This is a genomic window from Paenibacillus sp. V4I5, assembly GCF_030817255.1.
In the GTDB taxonomy this organism is placed as follows: domain Bacteria; phylum Bacillota; class Bacilli; order Paenibacillales; family NBRC-103111; genus Paenibacillus_E.
On the sequence record NZ_JAUSZB010000002.1, the window covers coordinates 1,521,925 to 1,534,985 of the forward strand.

The 13,061-nt window shown below is 47.4% G+C and carries 11 protein-coding genes; 8 read left to right on the top strand and 3 right to left on the bottom strand.

What is annotated here, in order from left to right; all coding sequences use genetic code 11:
* Positions 1–15 precede the first annotated feature (15 nt).
* The 3 genes from QFZ78_RS08915 (at position 16) to QFZ78_RS08925 (ending at position 3,049) form a co-directional block, all read left to right on the top strand.
* Positions 16–984 (top strand): helix-turn-helix transcriptional regulator, encoded by a 969-nt coding sequence (locus QFZ78_RS08915; RefSeq protein WP_307546808.1) that lies wholly within the window; start codon positions 16–18, stop codon positions 982–984.
* 323 nt (positions 985–1,307) lie between these two features.
* Positions 1,308–2,180: an SDR family NAD(P)-dependent oxidoreductase gene (locus QFZ78_RS08920; protein WP_307546810.1), complete on the top strand. Its 873-nt coding sequence runs from the start codon at positions 1,308–1,310 to the stop codon at positions 2,178–2,180.
* A gap of 377 nt (positions 2,181–2,557) precedes the next feature.
* Positions 2,558–3,049, top strand: coding sequence for a cysteine dioxygenase (locus QFZ78_RS08925; RefSeq protein ID WP_307546812.1), 492 nt, complete (start codon positions 2,558–2,560; stop codon positions 3,047–3,049).
* Between the two features lie 51 nt (positions 3,050–3,100).
* Here the strand turns inward: QFZ78_RS08925 and QFZ78_RS08930 are convergent, their stop codons facing one another.
* The 3 genes from QFZ78_RS08930 to QFZ78_RS08940 all read right to left on the bottom strand — a co-directional run bounded on the left by QFZ78_RS08930 (position 3,101) and on the right by QFZ78_RS08940 (position 6,259).
* Positions 3,101–4,483 (bottom strand): glycine--tRNA ligase, encoded by a 1,383-nt coding sequence (locus QFZ78_RS08930; RefSeq protein ID WP_307546814.1) that lies wholly within the window; start codon positions 4,481–4,483, stop codon positions 3,101–3,103.
* Positions 4,484–4,851: 368 nt separating this feature from the next.
* The gene (locus QFZ78_RS08935; protein ID WP_307546816.1) at positions 4,852–5,652 is read right to left on the bottom strand and encodes a carbon-nitrogen family hydrolase; all 801 of its coding nucleotides are present in this window, start codon (positions 5,650–5,652) and stop codon (positions 4,852–4,854) included.
* A 79-nt stretch (positions 5,653–5,731) separates the two neighbouring features.
* Positions 5,732–6,259 (bottom strand): DUF1572 family protein, encoded by a 528-nt coding sequence (locus QFZ78_RS08940; protein ID WP_307546819.1) that lies wholly within the window; start codon positions 6,257–6,259, stop codon positions 5,732–5,734.
* Positions 6,260–6,413: 154 nt separating this feature from the next.
* Between QFZ78_RS08940 and QFZ78_RS08945 the strand changes: the two genes are divergently transcribed.
* From QFZ78_RS08945 to proC, 5 genes are all read left to right on the top strand, one after another.
* The gene (locus tag QFZ78_RS08945; RefSeq protein ID WP_307546821.1) at positions 6,414–7,616 is read left to right on the top strand and encodes a pyridoxal phosphate-dependent aminotransferase; all 1,203 of its coding nucleotides are present in this window, start codon (positions 6,414–6,416) and stop codon (positions 7,614–7,616) included.
* A 427-nt stretch (positions 7,617–8,043) separates the two neighbouring features.
* Positions 8,044–9,144, top strand: coding sequence for a glutamate 5-kinase (proB, locus tag QFZ78_RS08950; RefSeq protein WP_307546823.1), 1,101 nt, complete (start codon positions 8,044–8,046; stop codon positions 9,142–9,144).
* Positions 9,145–9,169: 25 nt separating this feature from the next.
* On the top strand, positions 9,170–10,906 hold the full coding sequence (locus tag QFZ78_RS08955; RefSeq protein WP_307546825.1) for a proline--tRNA ligase: 1,737 nt from the start codon (positions 9,170–9,172) through the stop codon (positions 10,904–10,906).
* Positions 10,899–12,146: a glutamate-5-semialdehyde dehydrogenase gene (locus QFZ78_RS08960; protein ID WP_307546826.1), complete on the top strand. Its 1,248-nt coding sequence runs from the start codon at positions 10,899–10,901 to the stop codon at positions 12,144–12,146. The genes QFZ78_RS08955 and QFZ78_RS08960 overlap by 8 nt, the downstream gene beginning before the upstream one ends.
* Before the next feature lie 28 nt (positions 12,147–12,174).
* Positions 12,175–13,044, top strand: coding sequence for a pyrroline-5-carboxylate reductase (gene proC / locus QFZ78_RS08965; protein ID WP_307546828.1), 870 nt, complete (start codon positions 12,175–12,177; stop codon positions 13,042–13,044).
* The last annotated feature ends 17 nt before the right edge of the window (positions 13,045–13,061 follow it).

Genomic DNA, 13,061 nt, shown 5'->3' on the forward strand with positions numbered 1-13,061 from the left:
GAGGTATAACCAACAATGAACAAAACGCAACGGTTAATTCAGTTGATGATGGCGGTAAACGAACGAATGCAGTTCACGACAAAAGAGATGGCCGATGAATTCGGCGTCTCGGAACGCACGATGCACCGCGATTTACAGGAACTAAGCGAGCTAGGGATGCCGCTTTATACCGAATTCGGCCCGCATGGGGGATACCGCCTATTGAAGAAGCGGATGCTCCCTCCGATTCTGTTCTCCGAACAAGAGGCTGTTGCGATGTTCTTCGCCTTTCAGTCGCTCCAATATTATGGAGCGCTCCCTTTTGCTGCGGAATCGACTTCAGCGCTGAATAAGTTCTACCACTATCTCCCTACAGATACCAAAGTAAGAATCGATGCACTTAAAGATCGAGTATCCTTCTGGACGCCTACGCGAACGCAAGGTTCCCCCTACTTGCAACAGCTTTTGGAAGCTTCTATTGATGAAAGGCCTTTACGTCTAACCTACGCGTCCAAAGATGGGACCACAGAGAGAGTCGTGCAGCCAATCGGTATTTACGCGTCCAATGGCTTCTGGTATTTCCCCTCCTACTGCTTTCAAAAAGATGGATTTCTCTTATTTCGCGCAGATCGTATACGTAGCTTGGAACTAGCCAGAATCGAACATCCGAGCAAAAGTTTCAAACACTACACGATTGGTGACTGGCTATTAGCAGGCCAAGAGCGTGAGGCAGGCCCCATGACCATGAAGCTCCGGGTGAAGCTGACTCCAGCTGGTGTTAAAACCTATGAGCGTAGCAATGGACTGGACGTTAACATTGAACATTATGATGATGGCAGTGGACTATTAGTGACAGACATGCATCGAAGCAATTTATCATACTTTTCGAAGTATTTTCTCAGCTTGGGTGCGGACGCCTTAGTCGAAGAGCCCTTGGAAATGGTGAATTGGATTCGTGAGCAAATTCGTGCTATGCAGCATGCATACGGCAATGAGTTGAATTGAAAGTTGGATTCAATGTAACCGCTGCAATGGTTGCACCTTACATTTTGATGCAAAAGTACATCATAATAAACGAATAAATTGAAATTCCCTCGAAAACGAAAAAATTAGATGAACAAAATACATCAGTTCTGCATCCTCTCCTTGAGTCGAGCGATACATCTCTCCAGCACTGTAAATACTATGACAAGATTTGTCATGGATTCGATGTAACATTAAAACTGAGCACACGAAGCGAATGATGCCGCCTATTTTTCTGGCGAAAATGCTATGTTCATGCTTACGATGCCAATTTTTCTGGCGAAAAACTTTAAGGAGGCGCAACAATGCTAACAAAAAACTTGCAAGGACGGGTTGCCTTGGTTACCGGTTCCAGTCGAGGCGGCGGCCGCGGCATTGCCTTAGCACTTGGAGAGGCTGGGGCCACTGTCTATGTGACAGGACGCAGTACGAGAGCGAAGTCCACGAGAATAGATCTCACGGGTACGATTGAAGATACCGCTGAAGCCGTTACGCAGCGCGGTGGATTAGGAATCGCCGTTCGTTGTGACCATACTATTGACGAAGATGTCAAAGCTTTGTACGAACGTATTAAACAAGAACAAGGGACGCTCGATATTGTGGTCAATAATGCTTGGGGCGGATACGAGGATTATGATGATGTCGATTTCTCCGTTCCCTTTTGGGAGCAGCCGATGTCGCGTTGGGACAAAATGTTCGAGGCAGGACTGAAGGCTCAGATGGTTTCAAGCCGATATGCGATGTCTACCTTTTTCCTCGAACAAAAGCGCGGTCTTCTGATTAACACAGGCGTCTACTCCGACATTGGCGGCGACTACCCTATCAATGTTTTTTATGACACGGTGAAACGAGCCGTTGCGAATATGACGCGCGCTATGTCTCAAAATCTGAAAGCAAACCATATTGATGTTACCGCGCTTACTTTAGCACCTGGCTGGATGCGTACGGAAGCCGTTTATAAGCATTATGGCTTACAAGCAGGTGATCCTGATTTCATGAAAGTTGAAGCACTTCATCCGACGGAATCTGTGGAATATATCGGTCGCGCAGTCGTCGCTTTGGCATCCGATCCTCATGTAAGTCAAAAGGCAGGTCAGCTTCTCGAGGTAGGTGCCCTAGCGGAACAGTATGGCTTCACGGATATCGATGGCAGACGGTTGCCTCCGTTCCGGGTTTAAGCCGTTCGAATGTAATTACTTCATAAACCATTTCTGAATAAAATTCGGCGGTTGGATGCGGCAGTTGTGAAAAACTGCAATTTTCCAATCGCCTTTTTCTTTGACAATCACATTTGTATTGATCCACCAACATTAACCTCATCCTCACTTTAAAACACGATTCCACCTTTTAATTTTGACATAACAACCTCTTAAAGAAATCGCACTAGAGTAGGCAATAATCCCAGTCCACTGACCGATTACATACCAAATTGATTAAAATTCCACAGATTCCTCTAACCCTTTGACCTCCGAAAGCATATGATATATAAATAAAACTTATCCATTCCCCAATAAAAAATGATAAAAAGATAGCATTAGCCCGGGAGGCGGAAACCATGACATTATTAAGAGCAATTGAGCAGACATTCTGTAAATTGCAAGAACCTTCATTAGAACAGCTTAAAGCAGCTCTACAATCCTTAGACAACTTACTTCATGAGGTGCCTGTTCATAAAACAGAGCCCAAACATCTACCCTATGGTCGGAATGTCGTCTTTAGCACGAAAGAGCTCGAAGTTATTGTGATTCACATACCTGCTTCAGAGGCAACGGCGATTCATAACCATGGCTCGTCCATCGGCTCCGCTTGTTTAGTTGAGGGAACGTTAGTCAATACCAAATACCGCTTAGACTCCGAGGGTTATCCCGTTGCCCAAACAGATGACTATATTGGACCAGGTGAATATTTTGAAGCTCCTAGCGAGCAAATTCATCAGTTAAGCAACCCTTTCCACGAGCCTGCTGTTTCCATTCATGTATATAGCCCGCCTCTCCAGGGAGTAACACGCTACCTACCATACAGCGAAATCTTGGATTATGTCATCTAAAAAAAGCCCCCTGTCATTACGTCAATTGACGTTCTCACAGGGGGCTGAGTATTAAAATTGAAGTGAATTCTCAATGAATGCTTTCAATTCGGAAATTGGCATCCGTTTTTGTTCCATTGTATCACGGTCACGAACCGTTACTTGACCATCTGTTTCGGACTCAAAGTCATATGTGATACAGAATGGTGTACCGATTTCGTCGTGGCGACGATATCTTTTACCAATAGAACCTGTATCATCATAATCCACCATGAAATGCTTCGCTAGATCGGCAAATACAGCCTGCGCGCCTTCATTCAACTTTTTGGAAAGTGGGAATATGGCGGCTTTAATCGGCGCCAGCGCGGGATGGAAGTGCAGAACCGTACGGCTGTCGTCACCTTCCAGCTTTTGCTCTTCGAAAGCATCGATTAGAAGCGCTAACGTAACGCGATCCGCGCCCAGTGAAGGCTCGATGCAGTAAGGAATGTAACGCTCGTTTGTTTCTGGATCAATATAATTGAAGTCCGAACCAGAGTGCTCCATGTGCTGTTTTAAGTCAAAATCTGTACGATCCGCGATACCCCAGAGCTCGCCCCAGCCGAACGGGAATTTGTACTCGATATCCGTCGTCGCATTGCTGTAATGGGACAACTCATCCTCGTTGTGATCGCGAAGTCTAAGGTTATCCGCTTTGGCGCCTAGGGACAACAGCCAATTATGGCAGAAGCTTCTCCAGTACTCGAACCATTTCATGTCCTCGCCAGGCTTACAGAAAAACTCAAGCTCCATTTGTTCGAATTCACGTGTACGGAACGTAAAGTTACCTGGTGTGATTTCGTTACGGAAGCTTTTGCCGATTTGGCCGATACCAAATGGCAGCTTTTTGCGCATCGTGCGTTGAACGTTTTTGAAGTTAACGAAAATCCCTTGTGCTGTTTCCGGACGTAAGTAAACCACGTTGGTGCTAGCTTCCGTTACACCTTGAAATGTTTTGAACATCAGGTTGAACTGACGAATATCCGTGAAATCCTTGCTGCCGCAATCTGGACACACGATGTTGTTCTCTACGATTAGCTTCATCATATCGTCAAACGTCATGCCATCAACGATGATTTCGATATCTTTCTCAGCCAATTTATTTTCAATTAGTTTGTCTGCACGGTGACGAGCTTTACAGCTTTTGCAATCGATCATCGGATCGTTGAAATTTCCAACGTGACCGGATGCTACCCATGCTTGCGGGTTCATCAAAATCGCTGCGTCAAGACCCACGTTATACGGGGATTCTTGAATAAATTTTTTCCACCAAGCACGCTTGATGTTGTTTTTAAGCTCGACACCAAGAGGACCGTAATCCCATGTGTTAGCTAAACCGCCATACACTTCTGAACCTGGGAATACAAAACCTCTGTGCTTCGCTAATGCTACAACTTGATCCATAGTAACGCTCATTGTTCATTCGCTCCTTCAGCTTCTCGTGTGTAGGTCAATGACCTTTGACGACCCTTTGGATATGAGCAGACGCAAAAAAAGCTCAACATCCAAAGGCATCAAATAATGCCTAGGGACGAGAGCCTTATGCACCCGCGGTTCCACCCTAGTTGATACACCCATAAAGCAGTGTATCCCCTTTATCGTATTGGCTCCGGATAGCCTTTTCCTTGAGCTTCAATCTGGGCTTTCACCGTCCCCAGCTCGCTGAACTTGAAGTTGTTCAAGTACTATTCATCCTTCACAGCCACAATTGATCATTCAATTGGCTTTAGTTTACAGAAAAACCGACAAAAAATCAAATAGGTGCAGGTACATTTTTATTTAGACTAATACAAATGTGGACGGCGGTCTTCAAAGACCGGAATTTTAGCGCGAACACGCACAACTTCCGTCAAGTCGATGGTTGCATGTAAAATCGCTTCGCTCTCATCGCCTTCCACCAGCACTTCGCCCCAAGGATCAATCACCATCGAGTGACCAAAGAAATTCGTTGTACCACTAGTCCCAACACGATTACAGGAAACGACATACATCTGATTCTCAATGGCTCTGGCCATGAGCAGCGTACGCCAGTGATGCAAACGTGGGTGCGGCCATTCCGCAGGAACGAATAAAATTTGTGCCCCATCCAGCGCTAATTTGCGCGCAAGCTCAGGGAAACGAATGTCATAGCAGATCATCGCGCCAGCCGGAACGCCTTCAAGCTCAAATCGGCCAAGCTGATCGCCGCTATGTAGAAACTTTTCCTCGTCCATGAGACGGAACAAGTGGATTTTGGAGTACTCGGCTGTTTCCGCGCCTTCGCGATCAAAGGCATAAATCGTGTTCAGAACACGATCGTCTCTTTTATCAGCAATGGATCCGCCGATGATGTTGACACGATGGGTCCGGGCAAAATCACTCAAAAGAGCTTTCGTCCTAACACCGTTAGGATCAGCCAACTGCTGAATCTCGGTTAAAGCGTATCCTGTATTCCACATCTCGGGAAATACGATCACATCAGGCTTTTGATCTCCATTAACCGCTTGATGCAGAAGCTTCTCCAACTGAGCAAAGTTCGTATCGGGTTCACCGATTTGAATATCCATTTGAATAAGTGCAATGTGTAGTAATTGTGATTCGGACATACTAGGATAACTCCTTCCAGGCGGCAGATTACCAATATCTCTCTATAGTAGTCTAATTTAAGTTTGAACTCAATGGAACTCATGAAGGTTTGAACGCTTTGGACTGTCCTCTTGATATACTTAAAGTCTCCCAATTTTGATTGGCCCAATGTTTGCTGAGCAGAACGATTTGCCCCACATGGTAACCATAATGAGACACTTGGCGCTTAATGGCTTGCAGTACAGAATGCCCTTCGCCTCGAATTTGAACGGTCCTAAGAACATCATCCGGAGTGAGTGCGTGCAGAGTATCAAACAGAACCTTCCAGCCTTCCTCCCAAAAGGAAATAAGCTCTTCCCGCGTGTAATGGCTGCTTTCAAATTCACCATCACGCTGCCGAGTTTCCTTTTCGCCATCCGTTGTTAAGAAATCTGTCCATCGTGACAACATGTTCCCGTGCATGTGCTTAATCAACAATTCTAACGAATTCGACTCCTCATCTAACGTTAAATAAAAATGAGCATCTTCCGTTTGCATGAAAGCTTTATCCGCCAGCTTCTTCATATTTACAAATGCACGTATGGATTCCTGCAAAAAAACTTGCGCCACTTTTGTGTTGTCCGACATGGTCTTCAGCACCTTTCCGTAACTATTGAACTAACTTTATGATATTGACCGCTCGATGTAAAATCGATTATTTTCATCACTATGAAAAAAAGATTAATCATGTTACATTAAGGTTATTAATTAAAATCCCGACCTCCGGAGTGTGAATTAAAACATGACTAGAGTATCCCCAACAACAAGCCCATTTACGATACAGCCTGCTGAACGTATGAACGGACTTCCAACGCAATTTTTTGCTTCACTAGTACGCAAAGCCAATGAGCAAATTGCTGCGGGTCATGACGTCATTAATCTTGGCCAAGGGAATCCAGACCGCCCTACGCCTACGCATATCGTGTCATCTATACAAGAAGCGGCTGCTAACCCGTTGTATCATAAATATCCGCCCTTCAGCGGATTTCCATTTCTGAAACAAGCCATTGCTCAAAGGTATAAGGAGGATCACAACGTAGATCTTGATCCTGAAACGGAAGTAGCGATTCTTTTTGGCGGTAAAACAGGACTGATCGAGATCGCACAATGTTTGCTCAATCCTGGAGATGTATGTCTGGTTCCTGATCCTGGTTACCCGGATTATTGGTCAGGAGTTGCACTTGCTGGCGCCGAAATGGCTTTCATGCCCTTGCGAGAAGAAAACAACTTTCTGCCTGACTACTCACAGCTCAAAGAATCCGATTTGAACCGCGCGAAGCTGATGTTCATTAATTATCCGAACAACCCAACAGGCGCTACGGCTCCCGCTTCCTTTTATGAAGAAACGGTCGAATTCGCACACAAGCATGGTGTTGTCGTCGCAAGTGATTTCGCCTATGGTGCGATCGGCTTCGACGGCAAGAAGCCGATCAGCTTCCTGCAGACACCAGGTGCCAAAGAAGTGGGTATCGAGTTCTATACCCTCTCCAAAACGTACAACATGGCTGGCTGGCGTGTAGGCTTTGCCCTAGGGAACCGAGAAGTAATCCGTCTTATTAACTTGATGCAGGATCATTACTACTGCTCGCTGTTCGGCGGTATCCAAGTGGCAGCCGCAACTGCTCTCACAGCCTCGCAGGATTGTGTTACTGAGCTGCGTGATGTTTACGAGAGCCGACGCAATGCCCTTTATACAGCTCTTTCCAATATCGGCTGGCATGCACGCCCTTCAAAGGGGTCTTTCTTCTCTTGGCTTCCTGTTCCAAAAGGGCACACCTCACAAAGTCTCGCCGATTTGCTTCTACAAGAAGCGAAGGTTGTCGTCGCACCAGGCGTTGGCTTCGGAACGCACGGAGAAGGCTATGTAAGGCTTGGACTCTTATCCACCGAGGAAAGATTAGAAGAGGCTGTACAACGTATCGGCAAACTAAATCTATTTGGTTAAACCGATAATTAAGAGGCTCGTCATTGGCTCCATCACTTGCTCGCCTATGCAGCCTAGGCTTCTGCTTCTTTACAAACACTTGTACAGCGTGCTATTCTAGATAGAATAAAAAAGGAAGTCATCAAAAACTTCTATATCGCAACGTTATGATGGGAATAGTAGGAACCGTTAAGCACGAAAACAGAGAGTAAGCTCCATAGACTGAGAGAGCTTGCCGTGAACCGATTCCGAACCCGCCCCTGAACAGTCAACGATGAGTTGAACAGTGCCCTGCTGTTATTTAGGGAATCTAGAGTTGGGTGCAGCCGCCATCGGTGTGCGCCAATCTAAGGTGGTACCGCGGAAGCTACAGACTTTCGTCCTTATGTGTTGAGGACGGGAGTCTTTTTTGTATCTACATACATGTAAATCAAAGGATGGGATCGATATGACTCAGCGAATCGTCGTCAAAATCGGCAGCAGCTCTTTAACTTCAGATACCGGGGGCCTCAATCCGGATAAAATACGTTTTTTCGCGTCGGAGCTGGCGCAATTGAAGCAGGACGGCCATCAAGTCCTGCTGGTTACCTCAGGCGCAGTTGCCGCAGGCTTCACCTCCCTTGGCTACCGCACGCGGCCCAAGGTATTGCACGAGAAGCAGGCCGCAGCCGCTGTCGGTCAAGCGCTTCTCATGCAGGCGTACCACGAAGCATTTGCGTCCCACGGCATCAGCGTGGCGCAAATTTTGCTCACAAGGTACGACTTCTCTAACCGCAAGCGCGTGCAGAACGCGCTGATGACGGTCGACGAGCTGCTGCAGCGCGGCGTCGTACCGATCATTAACGAGAACGACACCGTCGCGGTGGATGAACTGAAATTCGGCGACAATGACACGTTGTCTGCCTTAGTAGGCAATTTGGTCAAAGCGAACAAATTGATCATCATTACAGATATGGACGGCCTGTACACGGACGATCCCCGCAAAAACGCAAACGCGCAGCGTATCGATCGCGTGGACGCCATCAGCGATGAGCTGTTCAGCTTCGCTGGAGGCGCTGGGAGCGCGGTCGGCACCGGCGGCATGCGCTCGAAGGTTGAGGCCGCCCGCATCGCGATGCGCGGGGGCGTGCCGGTGTTCATCGGGCGCGTACTCGAGCCCGGTGATTTGCCGCATGCCGTGGATGGCAGCGGCAAGGGCACGTACTTCGACACGGCTCTGAACAACCTGCCGGTGAAGAAACAATGGGTCGGCTTCCACTCGCTGCCGCAAGGGCAAATCATCGTTGACCAAGGCGCCAAAGCGGCCCTGCTCAGCGGGGGCAAGAGCTTGCTTCCTGCCGGCATCACAGGCGCTGCAGGGGATTTCCACCCCGGCGACGTCGTCGAGGTGATCAGCATCGAAGGCGCGCTGCTAGGACGCGGCGTCGTCAATTACGCGGCTTGGCAGGTGCAAGCCGCCGCTGGACTATCGACCGATGAGGTCCAGAAACGTGTGGAAGTTGCCCGAATCGAAGTCATTCACCGAGATGAATGGGTTCCTTTAACCTAATGAAGAAAGAGAGGCTCTCCCAACCATGAGACAACAACGATTGCTTAACCCTACCTTACGTGACGTTCCGGGAGAGGCAGAAGCCGCCAGCCATCGACTGATGCTGCGTGCGGGATTAATTCGACAGCTCTCCAGCGGAATCTACTCCTATTTACCCTTAGGTCTTAAAGCCTTACAAAACATACAACAAATTGTCCGAGAGGAAATGGATGCAGCCGGTGCACAGGAAATGCTAATGCCAGCTCTCCACCCTTCTGAACTGTGGAAGGCCTCAGGCAGATGGGACGTCTATGGTCCCGAGCTGATGCGTCTGGAAGATCGGAACGGTCGAGAGTTTGCACTAGGAGCTACCCATGAGGAAGTCATCACGACGGTCGTGAAGGACGAGATTCATTCCTACAAGAAGCTGCCTGTCACGCTATATCAGATTCAAACGAAGTATCGCGATGAACGTAGACCCCGATTCGGTCTGCTCCGCGGACGAGAGTTCCTTATGAAGGATGCCTATTCCTTCGACCGTACGGAAAGCGGGCTAGATGCCAGCTATCAAAGTATGTTTAACGCTTATGTTAACATTTTCACACGATGCGGATTACTGTTCCGAGCGGTTGAAGCTGATTCCGGCGCTATCGGCGGTACGGATACCCATGAATTCATGGCCCTTGCTGATGTTGGTGAGGATACAATCGTCCACTGCACCTCCTGCCAGTATGCAGCGAATATTGAAAAAGCAATCGGAACGGTACCAGAACAACAGAAATCCGAGCGGTTGGATAACATTTTACCCACTTCGCAACCAGTGAAAATTCACACGCCGCAAGTGACAAGCATCAAACAGCTTAGTCAATTTCTACAAATTGATGCCAATCAGATCATTAAATCTGTTGCTTTACAAGCAGATGGAGCTCCCCTTATTGTCCTCCTGCGAGGCGATTATGAATTAAATGAGATCAAGCTGAAACAAGCTATTGGGGCTGTTGAAATCTCCATGCTTTCCGAAGTAGACATAGAGAAACTAGGATCCATTGCCGGTTTTATCGGTCCAATTGGACTCCAGAATGTGAGAATCATCGCTGATTCCTCTATCAGGGACTTGAAGGATGCTGTCGTAGGAGCCAATCAATCCGATTATCATTTGGTTCATGTGGAAGTCGAACGCGATTTAGGAACGATATCTTATCATGACGTACGCAATGTCGCCCAAGGTGAGTTATGTTCCCATTGTGGGCACGAGCTCTCTTTTGCGAAAGGGATAGAACTTGGACACGTATTTAAGCTCGGCACCAAATACAGCAGTTCCCTTGGTGCAACGTTTAGCGACGAGAATGGAATTTCCGAGCCCATCATTATGGGCTGCTATGGCATTGGTGTCTCACGTGTGCTAGCTGCCATTATCGAGCAAAACTATGATGAACGAGGCATTATATGGCCTGAATCCATTACGCCATTTTCCATTCATCTTCTGACCGTTCATGTTCAGGATGAAGCTCAAATGAAATTATCCGAAGAGATTTATACAACGTTAGTTAGGGCAGGCTACTCCGTCCTATGGGATGATCGGGATGAACGTCCTGGCGTTAAGTTCAATGATTCGGATCTACTCGGCTTCCCTCTGCGAATAACAGTCGGCAAGAAAGCAAGTGAGCGAGTTGTAGAATGTAAGGAGCGCAGAACCGGCAGTCAATATGAACGATCTGTAGAGCATATACTTACGCATTGCCATTCTTTATTCCAAGCAGGAGGTCGATCTTCCCATGAGTGAAGTCGTTCAAAAATCTAAATTAGCCAAACAAGCTGCCCAGACCATGGGTAATCTCACAACTGAACAAAAGAATGCGGCACTACTCCTTATGGCAGATAGCCTTGTAACGGAGCAGCAAGCAATTATCGAAGCGAACGCCAAAGATTTGCAGTGTGGCAAAGAATTAGGCACAAGCGCTTCCCTACTCGACCGTTTAGTTCTAAATGAATCCCGCATCGCAGCGATCGCTGAAGGTCTGCGTCAAATAGCCGAGCTCCCAGATCCTGTTGGGGATACATTGGAAGCATTTGAACGTCCAAACGGTCTGCGCATTCGCAAAATCCGTGTGCCGCTTGGTGTGGTCGGCATTATTTATGAAGCAAGACCTAACGTGACCGTTGATGCAGCAGGTTTATGTCTCAAGACAGGCAACGCAGTCGTTCTGCGTGGCGGTTCTTCCGCTTTATTTTCCAATGAGAAAATCGTTGAAGTTTTGCACGGAGCATTAAGCCGTTCTGCCATTCCCGCTGATGCACTTCAACTGATTCTAAGCGCAGACCGCAGTTCTGTGGATGAAATGCTGAAATTGAATGGACTCATCGACGTGCTTATTCCAAGGGGCGGGCATTCTCTTATTCAAAATGTTGTCAATAACGCCTCTGTTCCTGTCATTGAAACAGGTGCGGGTGTATGTCATACTTTTATAGATGAAAGTGCAAAGCTCGATATGGCCGTTCGCATCGGGATCAACGCCAAAGCTCAGCGTCCTTCTGTTTGCAATAGCATGGAAACATTACTTGTGCATGAGTCTATTGCAGATAAGCATTTAGGTGCCATAGCAGAGGCTTTCAAAGGTGCTCATGTTGCGCTCAAAGGTAACGAACGAGCTCGTGAGTTAGTACCTAGTATGCAAGTTGCCGAAATCGAAGATTGGAAAACCGAATATGGGGACTACATACTTAACATCAAAGTTGTGAAGGATCTCGATGAAGCTCTTGCTCACATTCGTGAATACGGCACCATGCACTCTGAATGTATCGTGACGGAAGATGCGGCCAATGCCGAAAGATTCTTACAGGAAGTAGATGCGGCGGCTGTTTATCACAATGCTTCGACTCGCTTCACCGATGGTTTTGAATTCGGCTTCGGAGCGGAAATCGGCATCTCCACCCAAAAGCTTCACGCTCGCGGACCCATGGGTCTGCCATCGCTTACTTCAACCAAATACCGCGTTTATGGAAGCGGACAAATACGCGAATAACGATTCAAAATTCAAGGAGGAATATACGATGTCCACTACTTTATCCCAAACCAAAATTGCCTTTGTCGGCGCTGGTTCGATGGCGGAAGCGATCATTCGCGGACTCATTGAAACCAAAGTCGCTGATCCTCAAAATATATATGTGATGAATCGTTCGGATCAAGACAGGTTGGCTTTCCTACGTTCGGAATACGGTCTACAGGCAACGTCAGACCCGTTAACGAAGGAAACCTTTCTTCGTGTTGCCGATGTCGTCGTTCTCTGCATGAAGCCTAAGGATGTGGAGAATGCCTTCGCTGAGCTGCAGCCGCTTTTGAACGAACAGCAGCTTCTTGTTTCGGTCATTGCTGGGCTCTCTATCGCGAAAACAGAAGCTCTACTGCAAACCAATATGCCGATTGTTCGCACGATGCCGAACACGTCCAGCACAATTGGTCTAGGCGCTACAGGGATGAGCTTCTCCTCCAAGGTCAATGCTACATTCAAACAAGTGGCTACTCAAATGTTTGAGGCCGTTGGTATTGTAACGATCGTGGAGGAAGAGAAACTAGAAATTCTGACAGGCGTATCCGGCAGCGGTCCTGCCTATGTCTACTATTTCATGGAAGCCATGATCAAAGCTGGCATTGATGGTGGCCTTTCCGCAGAAGATGCACACCAATTAACACTTCAAACAGTGCTCGGAGCCGCGCATATGGTTCAGCTTACGCAAGAAAATCCTGCTGAGCTTCGTCGCAAGGTCACATCGCCAAATGGGGCAACGCAAGCTTCTATTGAAGCATTGGATCGCTTTCAGTTTAGCGAAGCTATCTCACAAGCGGTATTTCGTTCTGCAGAGCGAGCCAAAGAAATGGGCGAACAAATTGCTGCGCCAAGCCCCGTATCGAAATCCTCCTAATTTCATGAGATCTAATT